This window comes from Pollutibacter soli, assembly GCA_029269725.1.
Classification (GTDB): Bacteria; Bacteroidota; Bacteroidia; order Chitinophagales; family Chitinophagaceae; genus Pollutibacter; species Pollutibacter soli.
In genome coordinates this window covers 311,790-333,426 of record JARJHS010000004.1, presented here as the reverse complement: position 1 = coordinate 333,426, position 21,637 = coordinate 311,790, and the positions used below count along the sequence as shown (strand labels likewise).

The 21,637-nt window shown below is 43.1% G+C and carries 11 protein-coding genes; 4 read left to right on the top strand and 7 right to left on the bottom strand.

Annotation, left to right across the window (positions count from 1 at the left end):
- Positions 1-7: 7 nt before the first annotated feature.
- Positions 8-1,921: a cytochrome-c peroxidase gene (locus P2W82_RS12385; RefSeq protein ID WP_336516206.1), complete on the bottom strand. Its 1,914-nt coding sequence runs from the start codon at positions 1,919-1,921 to the stop codon at positions 8-10.
- Between the two features lie 358 nt (positions 1,922-2,279).
- Between P2W82_RS12385 and P2W82_RS12380 the strand changes: the two genes are divergently transcribed.
- On the top strand, positions 2,280-8,390 hold the full coding sequence (locus P2W82_RS12380; RefSeq protein ID WP_336516205.1) for a malectin domain-containing carbohydrate-binding protein: 6,111 nt from the start codon (positions 2,280-2,282) through the stop codon (positions 8,388-8,390).
- 108 nt (positions 8,391-8,498) lie between these two features.
- Here P2W82_RS12380 and P2W82_RS12375 read toward each other — a convergent pair whose 3' ends face one another.
- Complete coding sequence (locus tag P2W82_RS12375) at positions 8,499-10,241, bottom strand: PQQ-dependent sugar dehydrogenase (protein ID WP_336516204.1); 1,743 nt, start codon at positions 10,239-10,241, stop codon at positions 8,499-8,501.
- A 360-nt stretch (positions 10,242-10,601) separates the two neighbouring features.
- On the opposite strand from P2W82_RS12375, the gene P2W82_RS12370 reads away from it, so the two are divergent.
- The gene (locus P2W82_RS12370; RefSeq protein ID WP_336516203.1) at positions 10,602-12,863 is read left to right on the top strand and encodes a T9SS type A sorting domain-containing protein; all 2,262 of its coding nucleotides are present in this window, start codon (positions 10,602-10,604) and stop codon (positions 12,861-12,863) included.
- A gap of 180 nt (positions 12,864-13,043) precedes the next feature.
- Here the strand turns inward: P2W82_RS12370 and P2W82_RS12365 are convergent, their stop codons facing one another.
- From P2W82_RS12365 to tsaE, 5 genes are all read right to left on the bottom strand, one after another.
- Positions 13,044-13,445: a carboxypeptidase-like regulatory domain-containing protein gene (locus P2W82_RS12365; RefSeq protein WP_336516202.1), complete on the bottom strand. Its 402-nt coding sequence runs from the start codon at positions 13,443-13,445 to the stop codon at positions 13,044-13,046.
- 9 nt (positions 13,446-13,454) lie between these two features.
- Complete coding sequence (locus tag P2W82_RS12360) at positions 13,455-14,408, bottom strand: NAD(P)H-dependent flavin oxidoreductase (protein ID WP_336516201.1); 954 nt, start codon at positions 14,406-14,408, stop codon at positions 13,455-13,457.
- Between the two features lie 100 nt (positions 14,409-14,508).
- Positions 14,509-15,501 (bottom strand): sugar phosphate nucleotidyltransferase, encoded by a 993-nt coding sequence (locus P2W82_RS12355; RefSeq protein WP_336516200.1) that lies wholly within the window; start codon positions 15,499-15,501, stop codon positions 14,509-14,511.
- Positions 15,502-15,598: 97 nt separating this feature from the next.
- Entirely contained in the window at positions 15,599-16,813 is a 1,215-nt protein-coding gene (locus P2W82_RS12350; protein ID WP_336516199.1) for an alanine dehydrogenase, read from the bottom strand.
- A gap of 22 nt (positions 16,814-16,835) precedes the next feature.
- Positions 16,836-17,285: a tRNA (adenosine(37)-N6)-threonylcarbamoyltransferase complex ATPase subunit type 1 TsaE gene (tsaE, locus tag P2W82_RS12345; RefSeq protein WP_336516198.1), complete on the bottom strand. Its 450-nt coding sequence runs from the start codon at positions 17,283-17,285 to the stop codon at positions 16,836-16,838.
- Between the two features lie 64 nt (positions 17,286-17,349).
- On the opposite strand from tsaE, the gene P2W82_RS12340 reads away from it, so the two are divergent.
- Together P2W82_RS12340 and P2W82_RS12335 are read left to right on the top strand one after the other, a co-directional pair.
- Positions 17,350-19,467, top strand: coding sequence for a heavy metal translocating P-type ATPase (locus tag P2W82_RS12340; RefSeq protein WP_336516197.1), 2,118 nt, complete (start codon positions 17,350-17,352; stop codon positions 19,465-19,467).
- Positions 19,468-19,537: 70 nt separating this feature from the next.
- Positions 19,538-21,451 (top strand): RecQ family ATP-dependent DNA helicase, encoded by a 1,914-nt coding sequence (locus tag P2W82_RS12335; protein ID WP_336516196.1) that lies wholly within the window; start codon positions 19,538-19,540, stop codon positions 21,449-21,451.
- Positions 21,452-21,637: the final 186 nt, after the last annotated feature.

The following is a 21,637-nucleotide window of genomic DNA, read 5'->3' as shown; positions in this document are numbered from 1 at the left end:
GAAGATTTTACCGGATAACTTTTTTTAGTGTAGAGGTATCCGTTAGAGTTTTCATAAACAATACCAGATCTTTCTTCTCCTTTTTGGTCAGATTAAGTTTATCCGTTGGCAGCGTTTGATTTTCAGGTGCGATTCCCAGGCCTGCTCCACCTCCATCATTGTAAAAATCCACGACCTCTTCTAAAGTCCTGTATATGCCGTTATGCATATAAGGAGCTGTCAATGCTATGTTTCTGAGTGTCGGCGTTTTAAAAGCAAAAAGATGAACTGTGGCGTGTGAGAATTTATACTTTCCACTGTCCTGGTCGAGTTTTGCGGGCTTTCCTGTCGATTCCGGTACACCGAGAACTTCCGATTCGGATTCTGAAAACTGGGGCGGTGTCAATCCATTAAACAACGGCGTAAAATGACAGGTACCACATTTCGCTTTGCCCATAAATAAATTGAATCCATTCTTTTCTGAGGCGGAAAACTGGGCCGATTCCTTTCGTATATAGCGATCAAATTTTGAATCAAAGGAGGTCAATGATCGTATGTAGCTCGATACTGCATTGGCAATAGTAAAAGCAGAAACAGGAACAGCGTCTGCAGGATATGCTTTTCTGAAGAACTCCAGGTAAGCAGTATCACCCGTCATCGTTTGCGCGATTGCATCTAGCTTACCCTTCATCTCCTGCACATTATGGACCACATCACTTACCTGAAACTCCAGCATCGTCTGCCTTGAATCATAAAACTGTTTTGTTTGAAAGGCGGCGTTCCATAATGTCGGAGTATTGCGACCAACAGAATTTACATTATCAAGCGACAATGCTTTTGGTAAACCATCGGTAAAGGCTTTTGAAGGCTGATGACAACTCGCGCAGGAACGTGTCCCTGTACCTGATAATCTTTTATCTGAAAAGAGCTTTTTGCCAAGTACAATCCTTTCATCTGTAACCTGGTATCGTTGATTCGGTGAATAAAAATTGATATCAAAAGCGGCCTTTGCGAAAATGTTTCCTGCAGACTGATTCAATGATCTTCTTCCTGCAGGCAATTGATATCCGAGCGTATCTGTTAACAGGCGGTACCTGTCTGCGAGAGGATTGATATACTCGCGTAAAAATGTCAAGCGGTCAAAAGAGTCGAAACTTTTCGCGGCTTTCAGGAAACTTCGGCTATCTGCAATTTCTTTCTTCAGCTTCCGCAATAACGCTGCTCTGTCGCAACAGAGTTCCGGAGAATATAGCTCTGTAAGTTCGAGCAAACCCGAAAGTCCTGCATCCGCTTCATCGATCGATAATAACGCAACAGGAGAATCAAAACCCGAAATTCCAAGACTGCTTAGCCTCACCAGGTGCTGTCGAAAAGCGTCCCACATTTCCGGGTTCCTGAACTTATTCACCCGGTCGGGTTCAGCTTTCAAAACATCAACAACGGAAAGAAGGTATTTCATTTCCTCCAGCACTGCGGGCTGATCAACTTCTCCGTCTTCCCAAATGATCTCCTCAAGTTTTTGAAATCCATGGGGTTCGATAATGCGATGCGGGCTGTCATCTTCTATCCTCGGTATAGCCGGGCCGTTCCAGAGTTTTGTATGGTAGATGTTAAAATAATCAGTGAGAATGGATAATCGTTTAAATGAAAGTCTCATCCTAAGAAATTGTTGTTTCAGGTCGCCCTGGGATGCTTTCGCCCGGGACATGGATTCGAGTCGGAGCATCGCCGATTGTAACGTATCCAGTTTCCTGCAGTACCAATCGTCCACAGCCTTTCTCCTATCCACTTCCTGATTCTGGCGAAAACTAAAAGTTGTCAGCAGGATCAAAACCACAAAAGCACATGTAACACTACTCTTTTTAATATCGAAGGATTTAAATCTTGAAAAATACCTGTTTACCCCTGCGCCAATCCATTCAACGTCTCTGGACAGTATCAAAACGCTGTTGATTTAAAATTCTTACCTGAATTTCAAACATTTAAGTTCAACGGAAAAAAATCATCGCAAAAATTCGAAGATTTTTGATGGTGATCAGAAACCGTCCAAAACAACGATTTAGCCGGCAGTAAAAATGATTAAAATCGCAACTGGCTGGCTTTGAGCAAACTGAATTTTTTGCTTGATCAAATCGATAACACTGATAAGCTTTATGTATAAATAAGAGTTTGAATAAATTCCGAAATACCGGTCTTTATAATATCTTTACCTCACTTCTCTTTTTCAACATCCTACCGAGTTAAAAGCCTGCCGCGTACTTCTGAAAAGATTTGTTTACTGTTTCACCCGACATTTATCTATGAAGCAATCTTTTCAATCTGTTCTGTTAGTGTTTGCATTTGTGTTTAGTTCGTTCCGGATTTTTTATGATACCGGAGTAATTAATCCCTTAGTTGCAAACACAATTAATACATTTATTTCCAGCGAAGATGAATCGGAGTCGTCATTTTCAGATCGCACCAATTTGCGATCAATCGATCTTAAAACAAACAACTCGCTGAAGAATTATTTTCTTTCGACAGTAAGAATTAACTGTGGCGGCACATCTCAAACATTTGGTGGAGAGGTATGGCTCGCTGACACTTATTTCACCAACGGAAGTGGATATTCAACTTCAAGTGCAATTGCAAACACCACCAGTGATGCATTATATCAGACTGAGAGGTTTGGTAATCACAGTTACAGTATTCCGGTAACCAATGGAATGTATATTGTGAAACTGCATTTTGCAGAAATATATTTTTCAGTTTCCAACAGCAGGTTGTTTAATGTAAATATCGAAAACGGACAGGCGAGTTTATCCAGCTATGATGTTTATTTGCAGGCAGGCGGAAAGAATATAGCCAAGGTTGAAACCTTCAATAATATAAATGTTACTGATGGCAATCTGAACATCAGTTTCACCAATGTAAAAGACAATTCAAAGATTTCTGCCATCGAAGTGCTACCTGGCGAAGGAAATACAGCACCGACAGTTTCGTCCCCTATTCCGGATCAAAGTGTTGCCTATAATACGCCATCAGCGGCAATCAATCTGGCAAATGTTTTTGCTGATAATAACGGGTTCAATAACCTTGTATTATCCGTTAGTGGTAATTCAAATACTACTATTGTTACGAGTGCCGCCATTTCAGGGTCAACACTCAATCTCACCCTGGGAGGAGGCCAATCCGGTTCTTCCAACATCAAAGTAAAAGCTACAGATGCCGAAGGATTGCTAGTGGAAGACGAGTTTGTATTTACCATTCAGGTTCCGGCAGCAAATACACCGCCGACTGTTTCCAATCCAATCGCCGATCAGAGTGTTGCTGTCAACACAGCAAACCTTGCTATTCCGTTAAGCAATGTGTTCGCGGATAATAATGGTTTCGCCAATCTAACGCTATCCGTCACAGGAAATTCAAATACGGCGTTGATCACCTCTGCAGTAATTAATACATCGACGCTCAATCTCACCATCGCCGCCGGACAAACGGGATCATCAACGATCAGAGTAAAAGCGACTGATGCTGGTGGATTACAGGTAGAAGATGAATTTGTGGTACAGGTGAACGCAACTCCGGCAACACAGATCCGCATTAACAGTGGTAGTGCCAGTTCGATTACGTTTGGATCTGAAACCTGGGTCGCTGATACCTATTACACCAATGGATCAGGTTATGGCACCAGTAGTGCAATTGCAAATACTACCAATGATGCGCTTTACCAATCAGAAAGATTTGGTAATCACAGCTACACCATTCCTGTACCCAGCGGTACTTACACTGTGAAACTCCATTTCGCAGAAATTTATTTCACATCGGCAAACAGCAGGCTGTTCAATGTCAATATTGAAAATGGGCAGGCGGGTCTGAGTAGTTACGATGTGTATTTACAAGCCGGAGGAACCAATACTGCGAAGGTTGAAACCTTTAACAACATCAATGTTACAGACGGTAATCTCAACATCAGCTTTACCAATGTAAAAGACAACGCGAAAGTTTCAGGTATCGAAGTAATTTCAAGTGCACCGGCCGCGAATACGCCGCCTACCGTTTCATCGCCAATCGCTGATCAGAGTGTTGCCTATAATACGCCTACTGCTTCCATTAGTCTTTCAGGTGTCTTTGCCGATAACAACGGTTTCAGTAACCTAACGTTATCGGTCAGTGGCAATTCAAATACAGCAATCATAACAAATACTGCGATTTCCGGCTCAACGCTTAATCTTACCCTGGGAGCAGGCCAAACAGGTTCTTCAAATGTCAAAGTAAAAGCGACTGATGCTGAAGGTTTGCTGGTGGAAGATGAGTTTGTATTTACCATCCAGGCACCGGCAGCAAACACACCACCAACCATCACCAATCCGATAGCGGATCAGAGTGTAGCTATCAATACAGCTGGTCTTGCGATTCCATTGAGCAGTGTGTTCGCGGATAATAATGGTTTTGCCAATCTTACGATATCCATTACCGGCAACTCCAATACAGCGCTGATCACATCAGCATTAATCAATGGCTCTACACTTAATCTTGCGATAGCCAGCGGACAAACCGGATCATCAACTATTAAAGTGAAAGCGACTGATGCAGGAGGTTTGGCGGTTGAAGATGAATTTATTGTACAGGTGAATGCGACTCCGGCAACACAGATCCGCATTAATTGTGGCAGTGCAAGTTCTATTACATTTGGATCAGAGACCTGGATTGCCGATACTTATTACACCAACGGATCAGGATACGGTACCAGCAATGCAATTGCCAATACTACAAATGATGCGCTTTACCAATCGGAGAGATTCGGTAATCACAGTTATAGTATTCCTGTACCAAGTGGCAGCTATACCGTCAGGCTGCATTTCGCAGAAATCTATTTCACTTCGTCCAACAGCAGGTTATTCAATGTCAATATTGAAAACGGACAGGCAAGCTTATCCAGCTACGATGTGTACCTGGCCGCTGGTGGAGGCAACACTGCCAAAGTTGAAACCTTCAATAATATCAATGTTACTGATGGCAACCTTAATATCAGTTTCACCAGTGTTAAAGACAATGCCAAGGTTTCAGGTATAGAAGTTATATCGAGCAGTAATCCTCCATCAAACACGGCACCGGTAGTTTCGTCCCCTATTCCTGATCAATCTGTTGCATACAATACAGCATCAGCTTCGGTAAACCTGGCAAATGTCTTCTCTGACAACAACGGCTTCAACAATCTGATACTTTCAGTCAGCGGCAATACAAATACAGCCATTGTTACCAACGCATCAATTTCAGGATCCACGCTAAACCTGACGTTAGGTACTGGCCAGTCGGGAACTACCAACATCAAAGTCAAAGCTACAGATGCTGAAGGGTTACCGGTGGAAGATGAATTCAGCTTTACTATACAGCCGCAACCCTCGAACAACACGCATTTGAGGATAAATACAGGTGGAGGCACAGTTGTATTTGGCGCAGAAACATGGACAGCGGATCAATATTATACCGGTGGTTTTGACTATTTCACTGATAATGAAATCCTCAACACGACCAATGATGCGATATACCAGAGTGAAAGAGCTGGAAATATGTCCTATAGTATTCCTGTGCCGGTCGGTAGTTATACATTGAAACTGCATTTCGCGGAAACAAATTTCTCAGAAGCAAATTCCAGGCTCTTTAATGTAAACATTGAGAATGGCCAGGCTTCATTGTCGAATTATGATATCTATGTTCAGGCCGGTGGAAAGAACCTGGCGAAAATTGAACAGTTTAATAATATCAATGTAAATGACGGATTCTTCACCATTAATTTCGCAACGCTGAAGGATAACGCTAAGATTTGCGCTATTGAAATCATCTCCAGTGGTGCGATTGGACCAAATCAATCTCCCAATGCGTTAGCTGGTGATGATCAAACCATTTCTCTTCCCACCAGTTCGGTCATGATGATTGGAAGCAGTTCCTATGATCCTGACGGATTGATTTCAGGTTATTCATGGAGCAAATTATCCGGCCCTTCGACATATAGCATTGTAAACCCAACTTCACCAAATACAAATATCACAGGGCTTGTTGCAGGTACTTATGTATTCCGGTTAACCATAACGGATAACAGTCTTGCCACCGCATTTGATGATGTGACTATCAATGTGAACCAGGGTTCCGGAGGTTCTCAGACAACAACATTTATCGCACTCAAGTCATCCTGGAAATACCTTGACAACGGATCAAACCAGGGCACTTCCTGGAGGGGGACTTCATTCGACGACCAAAGCTGGGCCAACGGAAATGCTGAGCTTGGATACGGCGATGGGGATGAGGGAACCGTAGTGAGTTTTGGACCTAATTCAAATAATAAATACATCACCACTTATTTCAGGAAATCAGTTACGATTAACAACCCATCGTCTTTCGGGGGATTTTCACTGGGTGTCAAACGTGATGACGGCGCAGTAGTTTACGTAAACGGAACAGAAGTGTTCCGGACAAACATGCCTTCCGGTACGATCAGTTACACCACTCCTGCAAGCCAGTTTGCATCGGATGATGGAGCTACATTGCAGACAACTATACTCCCGAGTAGTGCATTCGTCAATGGAACAAACGTGATTGCAGTTGAAATTCACCAGTCAGATAATGTCAGCTCTGATATGTCCTTTGATCTTCAATTGATTGGAAATGCTTCAGGATCTAACGCCTCAGCACAGATCGTTCGCGGGCCATACCTGCAGATGGGTAGTGGAACTGCTGTGACTTTGCGCTGGCGCTCAGATGTTGCAACTGATTCAAAAATCAGTGTGGGCACTTCACAGGGTAACTATACGTTGTCTGCAACAAACAATACGCAAACAACGGAACATGAAGTGCGCATTACCGGACTGACCCCGGATACCAAATATTATTACAGCTTCGGATCCTCATCGCAAACATTACAATCTGGTACATCCAATTATTTCAGAACGGCACCTTCTCCATCGACTTCCAGAAAGATTGGATTCGCTGCATTCGGGGACTGCGGAAGAAATGAAAACGGATTCCAGTCAGGAAGTTTAAGTGCATACCAGAATTATGTTGGAAGCAACCCTGCCGACCTGATGTTATTATTGGGTGACAACGCTTATTCAAACGGAACAGAAGCAGAGTATACAACGAACTTCTTCAATGTTTACAGCTCAAATATTCTGAAGAATCATATCGTGTTCCCATCTCCGGGAAACCACGATTATGATGGTGTTGCTCAACAATCACGCGATCATGCGTATTTCCAGGCATTCTCAATGCCAACGAACGGAGAAAGCGGGGGTGTTCCATCAGGAACAGAATCATATTATTCTTTCAACTGGGGTAATGTGCATTTCCTGAGCCTAGATTCATACGGACGAGAAGATTGGTACATGGTATTTGATACCACCGGGCCACAGGCTACATGGCTTAAAAATGATCTTGCAGCCAATTCCAGCATGTGGACTGTGGTGTTCTTCCATCATCCGCCGTATTCAATGGGAAGTCATAGCTCAGATAATGATTATGAAATGATCAAGATCCGTGAAAACCTGATCAGGATTTTTGAAAGATATGGAGTTGACCTTGTCATCACCGGTCATAGTCACGACTATGAAAGGTCATACCTGATGAGGAATCATTTTGGCAATGAAAGCTCCTTTGATGTAGGCACTCATGGAGTAACCAGCTCGAGTGGAAAATATGATGGAACAAATAATTCCTGCCCATACATAACATCAACTGGCCAGGTCAATCATGGAACTGTTTATGTGGTTGCGGGTTCATCAGGCGCAGATGGTGGAATTCAAAACGGTTACCCGCATAACGCCATGCCGTTTTCCATTGACGACGGTGGCATGTTCTATTTCGAAGTAGAGAACAATCGCCTCGATGCAAAATTCATCAGGAGAGATGGACAAATCGCCGATAATTTTACTATGATGAAGAACGCAGGAAAAAATACTACGGTAAATATTTCCTCAGGTTCTTCCACAACGTTGACTGCATCCTGGATCGGGAACTACCAATGGTCAAATGGCGCAAGTGGAAGAAGTATTACTGTTAGTCCGTCTTCAAATACAACTTACACAGTGACTGATCCGACGGGTTGTATCGTTGACAATTTTGCCGTGAATGTGAATTCAGGCTCAAGGATAATGACAACAGCAGGCGCAGTTTCTGAATTAAGAGAAACCGAGAATGCGGATAAGACTTTGAGAATTTATCCGGTCCCTGTTAAGCGAGGCAGCCTTCTTGCAATCACTGGTAATTCAACCAGTCGATACAGATTGCAGATCATTAATAAAGAAGGAAAAACAATTCATGAAGCGGTTGCCAACGGCAGGTACAATTTTGAAACAAAATCGTTTGCATCCGGAGTGTATTATGTAAGAATCATTGCTGATGGCAAAACGACTATCCGTAAATTCATGATAATAGATTAAAAAGTAAACCCGCTCAGGCTTTTAAGCTATGGCGGGTTACTTTTGCTTGTAAAACCAACTACAACAAGAGAAAAAAGAATCTGGTATTAAACTTAAAACATGTAATATTTATTGCTGTATCATAATTTTTTCGCTGGCAACTTCCAACCCTCGACCATCGTGAATTTTCAATAGGTAAACACCACTTTTAATATTTCTTGTATTGATCTTAAAGTCTTTAGCTGTATTTGTTCCTTCCATAATTTTTCTTCCACTCATATCAAATAAAATATACCTGGTATGACGGGAAAATAGCTGGTCGGCAAATTGTACCTGGATGAAATTGCTGGCAGGGTTAGGAAACACACGCAAGCCATCTTTTTTAACCGGTTTTGCACCGGGTTTATTTTCATCGACGGGCAATAAAGTTCCTGTATACATAAATTCAAGAATAGCTCCAGGGTTTGCCAGGGATGTTGTTCCTGTACCACTCGGACCCGATGTAGTACCAACACTGTCTGTAATTATATAAATACGTAATCCGTCCCTGCTTATGGCTATATCACGGTAACGGTTAGCCGTTCTGAAGTAAGGTATTGAATCGCTGTCAAAACCACTTGATGTCGCATTCATTTTATACCTGTACAACACACCCCTTCTTAATGTTGGAACCAGCAATGACGGATACCAGTCAGGAATTGCAAGACCATTGCTGTTTGCATAATAATCAATACTGGCCGGTGCAATCGTCGCATATTTCATCCAATCTGTTCCACTGGCATTACATTTCGACAGAGGAAGCGGATTACAAACAGTGTATAGTGTAGACATCGGCGGTTGAAAATTTGTCAGAACACTATCTGACTCCTGCCTGATCATTGCACCAGATGGAATTGCATTCTCCGTATAACCGGTTGATGCGCAGTTTGCAGATGTCGCCCAGATGATATAGCTGTAATTGATATTATCGAGATATCCTGCTATGTATGGCCATCCATAATTTCTTCCACCAATGATCTCGTTGATTTCATCATCTGTGCGTGGACCATGCTCGCTGTTGAATATTTTTCCACCGGGATAGGGAACCGGGTACTGTGTACCATCAGTCGGGGCTTTTTGTGTTACCAATCCCTGGGAGTTGCGATGTCCTATTGTGAAAATATGACTTTGAACACCGGCAAAGTAGGGATTGGTGGAAGGGATTGATCCATCACGGTTGATCCTTAAAATTTTCCCGGAGTAACGGGAATAATTAGCCGAAGATATATTCGCAGCTGATGGTAATTTCTGCGACCTTATTTCAGCACACCTGTTGCCAAACTGGTTAGCGCCAAGGTCACCGCAGCTATAATAAAGAAGACTATCAGCACCGAAAATCAACCTGCCTGAACTATGATCATTATTTGCAGGAATTCCCTGGATCAGCACTGTCTCATTATTTAATACCGGTGAAGCACCACCTGTATAATTGAACCTGGAAATCCGCGCATTACCCGCACTGTAGGTGTACGCGATATAAATAAAATCCTGGCTTGTACCTGTGCCGAATGCAGGATGTAATGCCATTCCCATCATTCCATCCTGGCTGATACTGAAAGAAGAATGTGATGTGATGAAGGTACTGGCACGATGATCAAGAATGATCTGCCTCAATCCTGTAACAGGATTAACGCGAACAACGCGACCAACTTTTTCCGTGATATACAAATGATCATCCGGCCCGTAGATGATCTCGAACGGGTGCGCAAGTCTGTACTTGTTCGGATTTGCAGGTTTAAGGTTTATTTCCGTAAACGAAAATGGTTCACCCTGGCCTCTTATTTCATGCACAGAAAATAGTGCAATGAGAAGTGAAAGAACGAGTAATCTCATCGGATATAGGGTTTGGATCGGTTTTGAAAACGGAATGAATTTTGAAAAAGTATCTGCTTTATTATACAGTATATCAGAGCCGTAGATTTCCTATGGTGGTAATTGTTTCACACCCTGATTGGTGATTTAAAACTGTGAATCACCTTACTATTCCTGCAAAAATATCAAAGCACACAAACTGATATCCATTTGTCGAAAATGTATAAACCCAACCCTGGTTGATTTTCAGGAAATTATACTTTAAGAATGAGCTCAAAATAAATTAATCCACGACTGTAGAAATACGATTGCATTATCGGTACACCGAACTTACTTTTATCGTGCAATCCAAACCATTGAAAAAGATAATCCTCCTGTCCCATGAAAAGATATTTACTCAAAAAGTTTTTATATTTCATTATCCCGTTGATTGCGGTTCACGGTAACGGATACTCGCAGTCTGTGGATTTTGGTAAGAGTTATGCTAATATTACCAAAGGCCTTAACGGTGGAACTATAGAACCAGGTGATACCCTCGAAATTCGTGCGACTTTTGTCGTTCGCGTCGGGGTATTCGACAGTTGTGCTTATTATGATGTTATTCCGTCAGGCACGACGTTCCTGCCAGGTACCATCCGCGTTCTCACAAACGAGGGAAAAATCTACAAGCAGTTTACTGATGCAATCAACGATGATGAAGGCTGGATCAGTGGAACGAGCATCCGGATCAACCTCGGATACAATCAAACTGAAAGCCCTGCCACAAGATCACGCAGGGGAAGGATCCGTAATACCCACAAGCCGTCATTTGGTGGCAACTCATGTATTATGGTTGCTTCTTTCAGGGTCAGAGTAAATGCCCCTCTCGGTAGTATTATTAATATCGGCGGCGGCCAGATGACCTATAAAGCGGGAACAACTTCACTGCAGACACATACTTTTCCAGCGAACTCACTGGCAGTCTATACGAACATCGGTATGTGCCCGAATTTAGTAGGTGCAAATACATTGGGAACCGAATTCAACGGTACATTCGGTACAGGAAAACCACGTAACCGCATTGCGTCTTCCAACGTTCCCCCAAATTATACTTACACTGTTTTTAATACTGCTACCCCAAACGATTATATGTATGGCATTGCAAACAATACATCCACACGTGTCAATTACTCTACCAGCAACGGATGGGCAAAACCTGACAACAGTTCGCCTAGTCATCGCGTTTTCAGCCTGTGGGATATCATTGGCGACCATACAGGAGCAGCTAATCCTCTGTTAGGCAATCCTGCGGCAGATACCGTAAATAACAACAATGGCGGATATATGCTGGTAGTAAACGCAGCCTATAGAATTGATTCTGCGTTTCAGCATTCGATCTCCGGATTGTGCCCTAACACCTACTATGAAATTTCCTGCTGGATCAGGAACATCTGCTCAAAATGCGGCTGTGATTCCAATGGAAAAAGTGCCACCAATACGAGTACCATACCGGCAAGATACATCCCCACAAAAGCAGGCGACTCTTCCGGTGTAAAGCCCAATATCACATTCGAAGTTAATGGCGTTGACTACTATACAACAGGAAACATAGAATACACAGGCCAGTGGGTAAAAAAGGGTTTTACGTTTCGCACCGGTCCTACCGGCACAATTGATCTTAAACTCATCAATAATGCACCTGGCGGCGGCGGAAATGACTGGGCGCTGGATGATATTTCAGTGGCTACCTGTTTGCCAAACCTTGTGGTGAACCCATTGCCGATGTATACGACATGTGCAGATAACGTTGCCAATTTCGGAGCAACAGTTCAGTCCTATTTCAACAACTATACTTTTTACAAATGGCAACGCAGCACCAATGCAGGCGCAACCTGGGTCGATGCGGGGGTAAGTGGCACAGGTACCCCAACGCTTACAGGCGGCCAGTATGTTTATTCTGTAAACTATCCTCCCTTTATTGCAACGTCTGCTGATAGTGGACACAGGTACAGGCTTGTCGTGGCCACCACTTCCGGTAATCTTTCATCTGCGAGTTGTTCTTCTGCAAGCGGATCAGATTACACGACACTCAACATCATTAAATGTTCTGTATTACCAGTCGACCTGGTGGCATGGAATGTCAGCCGGGGTGATGATGGTGCAAGATTGAAATGGATAACAGATAAGGAAAATGAATTCATTTCATACACGGTAGAAAAAAGTTCGGATGGCGTACATTTCGCAGCTGCCGGTACGAGTGAAGGAAAATACCAGGAAGGTTCAAGAAATACATATGATTTAACGGATCCACAGATCAGCACAGGTATAACTTATTACAGACTTCGTCTGTTAACTACCGGTGGAAAAGTTACCTATAGCAAGTTGATCGTTCTCAACGTTGTTGAAAGTACATTTGCAGTTCAAACAAATGATAATCCGTTCACTAACTCAATCAGGGCAGAAATAATAATGCCTGAAAAAGCGGAAGTGATGATTACGATTACTAATACCCTTGGAAACAAAGTCTACGGCCGCAAGCTGATCCTTGAAAAGGGCAGCAACCTGCAAAGGCTCGACAACCTGGGAAATCTTGCAAGAGGAATCTACTTCTTTAAAGTTGAGTCGGGAACTAACCAGAAAATTATCAAACTGATTAAACATTAATAGACAGTACCTGTCGGTCGCGCATGAGCGTGACGTTTGATCCATACCCAGACGAAAACAAAGTGGCTATGTGCTTACCTCACGAGTCAACTTTGTAAAAGAAAACCCTCCAGACGGAGGGTTTTTCTATGCATGTTTTCAGACCTAACAGGTTTCGCAAACCTGTTAGGTCTTCTGTATTTAAAGCTCAATAAAATGAAAAGGAGAAGGACTTAATTCGTAGCCTTTATATTCCATTTCAACATTTAATTCGATACCGCTATTGGGTTTGATGATCACTTTATCTTTTACCACTTTACGATAACCATCCTTTTCAAACACCAGCTTATACGTTCCGGGAGTGAGATTATCTAATCCATATTCTCCATCGACATTGGATACAGCAACTTTTTCTTTTTTGTTTAAAAGAAAAGCAGTGATGATGACATCTTTTAAAGGTTTGTCTTTACCGGCATGAACTACACTTCCGTATACATCTTCTGGTTCAACGGGAGTGTTTTTATCGCCCGGATTTGTGTTTGCCTGGGCTATAAAGCCAGCACCTGCAAAGAGCAGCGTCAGGATGGTTTTGGTCCATTTCATACCGATCAGTTAATAATTTGAAAGTGGTTGTTCTAAAGCAGTTTTAAATTCATCCCATAGATTACGAACGATCTGACCCGCAGGTAATATGTCATTCAACATCGCACTCACCTGGCCTATTTCCAATTCCCCATGCTGGAGATCACCTTCAAACATACCCCTTTTCGCTCTTCCTTTCCCGAGTAATTCCAGCAGTTCACCGGCATCTGCCCCCCTCGCTTCCGCTTCTGCCACCAATGCCGCGAAGCCGTTTTTCAGCAATCGAACCGGCACTATCTTTTTTAAGGACAATACCGTATCACCCTCTGTTGCATTTAACACAACATTTTTAAAATTAATATGAACAGAAGCCTCTTCACTCGCCACAAAACGACTCCCCACCTGCACCCCTTCTGCTCCTAAAACCATGGCCGCAAGCATCTGCCGACCCGTTGCGATTCCACCGGCAGCTATAACGGGAATTTTTACCTTATCTTTTACCATTGGTACCAAAACCATTGTGGTGGTTTCTTCCCTTCCGTTATGACCGCCTGCTTCGAATCCTTCTGCCACCACTGCATCACATCCGGCACTTTCAGCCTTTACCGCGAATTTTGTACTGCCAATCACATGAACTACAACAACACCGGCCTTCTTTAGTACGCCTGTCCAGTTGTTTGGGTTACCGGCAGAAGTAAAAATAATTTTTACCCCCTCCTCAATTACAATATTGATGTGCTTTTCAATTTCGGGATAGAGTAGCGGAATATTGACGCCAAAGGGTTTACTGGTAGCATTTCTACATTTCCGGATGTGCTGGCGCAGGACTTCAGGGTACATACTGCCGGAACCTATAATTCCTAGTCCACCTGCATTACTGACCGCACTGGCGAGTTCCCATCCGCTGGCCCACACCATACCTGCCTGAACGATCGGATATTCGATTCCAAATAAACCGGTAACACGGTTTACAAATGCTGGCATAACTGACCGGATTGTTTAGATGTTATTTTGCCGGATTTCCATACAGCAAAAATGGAAAAAAATGTAAAAGGCTGGTAAATGAGCCTGCAATACCAAAAACTCAGCCCAGATCTATCTCTGTGTTGTCGCCTATATTCAGTGTCCGGGTCTCTCCTTTGATTTCAGTATCACTTCCGATCAGGGAATCGTGAAGGACGACATCAAATAATCTGGAAAAAGAACCGATGATCGAATCCCTGACGATAGAATAATTGATATATGTTCTTTCACCTATCGCTACGTTCGGTCCAATGATCGAATTCTGAATATCACATCCCGGGGCAATACTCACCGGAGGAATAATGATGGTATTTTCAAACTGGTGATCCTCAGAAATAGAACCGCCAAATTTTTTAAGCAGGGTGGCATTGCTTTCGAGCAGGGTTTCTTTCCTTCCGCAATCAAACCAGTTTTTTACTTTGAACGAACGGATATCCGCGCCGGCTTTAATCATGCATTCCAACGCATCCGTCAGACTATACTCATCATAACTTTTAATGCCATCACGAAGATTATTTTCCAGGCAATTAAAAAGAAGCTCCGTCTCTTTTATTTTATAGATCCCGACAATGGCCATATTGGATTTCGGAATCTGTGGCTTTTCTACAACCCGTGTGATCACTGAATTCTCATCAATTTCAGCAACGCCAAAATTCCTGGGATCATCCACTTTTTTAACTCCCAGTTGTGAGCCTTCTCTTGTAATAAAATCATTTACGTCGTACTCACAGATGGTATCACCCAAAACAATAAAAACCTCGTCATTGGCAACATACTCGCGGGTCAGGTAAATTGCATGCCCCAGGCCATGCCTGTCGTTCTGGTGTATGAAGTGAAAATCGAGATGAGGATAATTCAGACGTACATAATCCTGGATTTTATCGCCTAAGTATCCGACCACAAGTACATATTGATTAATACCAGCTTCCTGCAGCTGATCTATAATGATGCTCAGAATTGTTTTTCCGGCCAGAGGTATCAGTGCCTTCGGCTGCGTATAAGTATGCGGCCTCAGCTTGGTTCCGGCTCCTGCGACTGGAATAATCGCTTTCATTAATTCTTCTTTTTGTAAAAAATAAGGGTCTAAAATAGGTAAAATTGAACGGATCAATTTTGTTTCACACATTAACCGGAAGTCTGCTGCAAATTCGTTAACGCTGACTGGCGATCAAAAGATTAAGGTCTGTGTATTTCAGATTGAAACGCTGGCTCAGATGAATATTTGTCAATGAGCCTTTAAAAAGATAAATACCCGTTCTGATATTGAACTTATGCCATACCAGTTTTTCGAGTCCGCCTTCATCACCGATTTCCAGCAATAAAGGCATAAGAACATTACTTACCGCCTGTGATGCAGTACGCGCAAAACCAGACGGTATATTGGGTACGCAGTAGTGAATTACACCATACTTGGTGATCACCGGCTGCTCATGCGAAGTGATTTCAGAAGTTTCAAAACATCCACCGCGATCAATACTCACATCAACAATTACACTCCCCGGGCGCATAGCCGCAACCATCTCTTCCGTTACAACAATTGGTGTTCTTCCGCCTGAAGATGAAAGAGCCCCAACGGCAACATCACAGGTCTTCAATTGTTTAGCGAGTATTTTCGGTTCGATTACAGAAGTCCATAAACGCGCACCCATATTATTTTGTACACGTTTCAGGCGATAAATATTGTTGTCAAAAATTTTAACGCTTCCTCCAACAGCAAGTGCTGTTCTCGCCGCATACTCACCAACAATTCCCGCGCCGATGATGATTACTTTTGTCGGCGGGATACCCGATATCCCTCCGAGCAGAACTCCCTTTCCTTTATTGAAGCTGCCAAGATACTGACCCGCAATCAGCATAACCGCACTGCCTGCGATTTCACTCATACTCCTTACGATGGGGTTATGACCTGAATCGTCTTTCAGATTTTCGAAAGAGAGTGCCGTTATTCTTTTCTCCATCATTTTCTCCAGGATATGTGTTTTCATCACCGGGAGATGTATGGGAGAGATAATGGTTTGATTGACTTTCAAAAATTCAAGATCAGCATCGCTGACAGGAGCAGATTTTATAATAAGATCAGTATCAAATACTTCTTTTTTTTCATAGGCGATTTTCGCACCTGCATCACTATATTCTTTGTCAGAAAAATGAGCTCCTTCTCCGGCTTTTTGCTCTACTACAACCCGATGGCCATTGCTCACCAACACCGCAACCGCGTCCGGAGTCAATGCAATTCTGTTTTCCTGGAAATCTTCTTCGCGGGGAATGCCTACGTATAATTTTGATCCCTGAGGTTTAACATCCAGCGTTTCTTCAAGTGTTTCATAGCTTATGGAAGAACTGACAAACGGCTTTCCTGTAGACATGCTGGTTTATTGTGGCGTCAATTTACAAATTCCCTTCCGGATACTGCAATTTAAGGGTTCGCAATCCTTCATTTTCTGCTGAAATAAAAACATCAGCCGTATGCGGAGGAAATATACCTGGCGCTTTTTCCGGCCACTCCACAAAACACATTGCACCGGAATAAAGACAATCCTCAATTCCTGCCTGCAATGCTTCCTCTTCATCTTTGATCCTGTACAAATCAATATGAAAAACCTGCTTTTCTCCTGCCTCTGTCATGTAATCATATTCGTTCACAAGAGAAAAAGTCGGACTTCCGACAGCCGAGTCCACGTTCAGAATATCGCAGATGCTGTGCACAAATGTTGTTTTACCTGCACCCATCTGTCCATGCAATGCAAAGACTTTGTAATCACGGGTGTGCTGCAGAAATTCTGAAGCAACTCTACTGATTTCCTTTAGTGAAAATGTCCATTCCATCAATGCGGGCAAAGATACAGGTTGGACGTAGAACGTTGAACGTTCTACGTTCCACGTTTCCTCGTAAATTTGCAAAATGCAAACGGTTCAATGGAAGATAGAAGGAATGACCTGTTCGCACTGCGCCCTGACCATCAATAAATTTCTGGAGAACCAGGGGCAGAAAAATATCAGGGTCAATCCTCTTGATGGCGATGTGAGTTTTGAAACGAACGACCCGGCTCTGAAAGATCAGCTCATCCGTGGCATTGAAGGTCTTGGATATTCGGTAGTGCAATCAGCGGATGATCAGCAGAAAAAATCAAAAAGACTACTCGACACACATCTGGGTCGTTTTCTTTTCTGCCTTCCTTTCATGCTTGTTTTGATGCTGCACATGCTGGAGAAATGGATCCCCCTGCATTGGCTGATGAATCCCTGGGTGCAGCTGGTACTCAGTCTGCCTGTGTTTGTAGTAGGCATGAAATATTTTGGCACCAGCGCTGTGAAAAGTCTTCGTAACGGTGTGCCGAATATGAATGTACTCGTCACTCTGGGTTCTGCAGCAGCATTTGTATATAGTCTTACAGGAACAATATTCAACCTGGGTCCCGACTTTCAGTTTTATGAAACTACTGCAACAATTATCACGCTGGTTTTCCTTGGAAATTATCTGGAAGATGCGACTGTTCAATCGACGCAACGTGCATTGAAAAAGCTGGCAGGTTCACAAAAGGTGATGGCGAACATGATTGCGTTTGATGGTGATCACCAGGAAGTGATTTTACCGATTGAAAGTACCCACCTTAAAACCGGTGATCTTGTTTTAATAAAAAATGGTGAGCAGGTTCCTGCTGATGTTAAAATTTTATGGGGCGATGCACAGGTAAATGAATCATTACTCACAGGTGAAAGTATGCCTGTCTTCAAGCAGGCAAAGGATAAACTGACCGGGGGAACTTTAATTGAGTCGGGAACAGTTCGTGCACAGGTAACTGCTGCAGGAGATGATACCGTTCTTTCGGGAATACTCCACCTGATCAGGAAAGCGCAAAACGAAAAGCCACCGGTTCAACAGCTTGCCGATAAGATCAGTGGAATCTTTGTTCCGCTGGTTATTGGCATTGCGCTGGTTACATTAATAGCCAACTGGTTTTTTCTTGGTGAGTTTACGCCATCATTAATGAGGAGCATTGCAGTATTGGTAATTGCTTGTCCATGCGCCATGGGTCTTGCAACTCCTGCAGCGCTTGCTGTTGGTCTTGGTCGTGCGGCCAGATCGGGTGTCCTTTTCCGTAATACCACAACACTTGATATTTTCAAAACAATTCGCCAGGTAGTGTTTGATAAAACAGGAACGCTTACTACAGGAAATTTCAGAGTGGCATCTTTTCATGATATTGCAAATGACCCGGAAGAATTCAAGGCCATAGCCTGGTCCTTGGAAAAATATGCAGCACATCCTGTCGCCGCTGGTATTGTGAAAGCGTTTAAGTCAAAGAAAGAAATCCGCTGGAAAAAAATTGCCGAGGAAAAGGGTGTTGGGATTAGAGCAGAAGATGCACAAGGAAATAACTATTGGATCGGTTCCCATAAAATTGCTACAGGTCTTACACCAGATTTGACGCACAATGTCTATCTGTTGAAAAACGGCCTGCTATTGGGTTGGATTGATGTGGAGGATGAATTGAGACCAGAAGCAAAAGATGTTGTCCGATACCTCCGGAAGAGCGGTGTAAAAACTATTCTGCTGAGTGGTGATACTGTACAAAAATCCAACATCGTAGCAAAAGAGCTGGGAATTGACGAAGTTTATGCAGAGCAAAGTCCTGATCAGAAACTGGAAAAAATTGCTGCCCTGAGTAAACAGATGCCCACTGCAATGGTCGGAGACGGCATCAATGACGCACCTGCATTGGCAAAAGCGACTATTGGAATATCCTTAAGTGAGGCTTCTCAGCTGGCCGTGCAGCAGGCGCAGGTTATCCTGATGAATCAGGGATTGAAAAATCTGCCCTTGGCCCTGGGATTAGGAAAACATACATCTTTAACCATTCGCCAGAATCTTTTCTGGGCTTTTATCTATAACATCGTTGCCATTCCCGTCGCGGCACTGGGATTTCTCACGCCTGCATTCAGTGCACTGGTCATGGGCCTGAGTGATGTTGTTCTCGCCATTAACTCTGTAAGATTATTCGTAAAAAAGGTGAATTAAAACGCTGACGGCGGGAAAATAAACAAGTTTAAACTGATTTGCTGCTGTATTTTAGAGAGCATAGGCGGCTATGGATTTACATAAAGTTTTAAAGGAATATTGGGGTTATGAATCTTTTCGTCCTTTGCAGCAGGACATCATGAATGAAGTGATATCCGGCAACGATGCATTAGCGATACTCCCCACCGGCGGTGGCAAATCGCTTTGTTTCCAGGTTCCTGCGATAGCGATGGAAGGCATTTGCATAGTGGTCACACCGCTGGTAGCATTGATGCAGGACCAGGTTCATCAACTTCGGAAAAGAAATATTCCTGCCGAGGCTCTACATACCGGAATGGCCTTCCACGATTTAAAAAATGTACTGGAAAAGGTCATTCACAACCAGTGCAAATTTCTCTATGTTTCTCCGGAAAGATTGAAAACTGCATTGTTCAGGGAATATCTTCCCGCGATGCCTTTGAACCTCGTTGCTGTCGATGAAGCACACTGCATTTCACAATGGGGGTATGATTTCCGACCGAGCTACTTAGATATAGCAGAACTAAGAAAAGAAAAACCGGATATTCCGGTATTAGCACTAACGGCTTCGGCTACTGCGGAAGTACAGGCTGATATCCTGGAAAAGCTCCTGATGGAAAATGCCACTACATTCAGGCAGTCTTTTGAAAGGGCAAATCTTTCTTACTCGCGATTCATGGTCGACTCGGGATATAGTAAACTTGTTGATGTCGTTAAAAAAGTTGAAGGCACAGCGATCGTTTATACCAGGTCGCGTAAAAGAACAAAAGATGTTTACGAACTTCTGGCCCGCGAAAATATAAGTGCTGCATTTTATCATGCGGGTCTCGATACTGCCACAAGGAAAAAAATCCAGGAACAATGGATTAAAAATGAAGTACGGGTAATGGTCAGCACCAATGCCTTTGGTATGGGTATTGACAAACCCGATGTCCGTCTGGTGGTGCACCTGGATTCACCCGACTGCCTTGAAAATTATTACCAGGAAGCAGGTCGGGCAGGCCGGGATCAAAAAAAAGCCTATGCCGTTCTGATTTCAAAACCCGGGGAAAAAGAAGAGTTGCTCAGGCATGCAGACGACAGGTATCCTGCAATGGAAACAATCAGAAAGGTTTATGATTCACTTTGCAATTACCTGCAGATCCCCGTAAATAGTGGTGCTGAAATAAATTATGATATGGAGTTCAGCGAGTTCATACAGGCATTTAAACTGGAAACAAAGCAGGTGATCTATTCATTTCAGGCGCTTCAGCAGTCAGGTATATTATCTTACCAGGAGCAGGTATTTCAACCATCTACCGTATGCTTTACAACAACCCGGGAACAACTTGAACAGGTGTCTGAATCTTCCGAAAAACTGGATGACCTTGTTAAAGCATTGCTCCGGACCTATGGCGGAATTATTGATTTTCCGACGTCGATTTCAGAAAAACAGCTTTCAAAAATTCTCTTCATTGAAAAAAATGAAATTTCAGCACTGCTGACCTACCTGGCAAATGCAGGCATCATACGATACAGTCCTCAAAAGGAAAAACCACAAATCCGGCTACTTACAGACCGTGTCAGTATCAACGATCTTACGATCGACCTCAAATCCTACCAGCAACGCAAGGAAGCCTATATACAACGAGTAACCGAAATGATCCGCTATACCGAAACGCAGGAATGCCGGGCTGTTTTTGTTGGTCGATATTTTGGTGATGAAAAAATAAAAAAATGCGGTATCTGCGACAACTGCATCAACAGGAAGAAGAAGGAAATGTCCAGGTCCGAGTTCGAGGTAATTGAAAATGCCATACTCACACAACTTGCCATTAGCAACCTGACGGTAAAGGATATCCTAAAAGCGATCCCGCAGTTTAAGTCCGAAAAAGTGATGGAGGTGATTTCGCTATGGGAGGCTGAGAAAAAGATCAGGGTAGATTCGCTGGGAAGAATTGAAGGCAAAAAAAAAGGGCCAGGATAGAAATCCAGCCCGTTTTTAAAATCCAATATCCTATGAAAAACCGGGGTAAAGATAAGGCCATTCTTTATATAACCTATACCCCATTCGTGGTATTTTTTTAACTATTTATGGTGTCAAAACGTAACTGGTTGAAAACTAACGGAAAATTTACATATTAAGAAATAACGGCATCTGGGTATTTCTTTG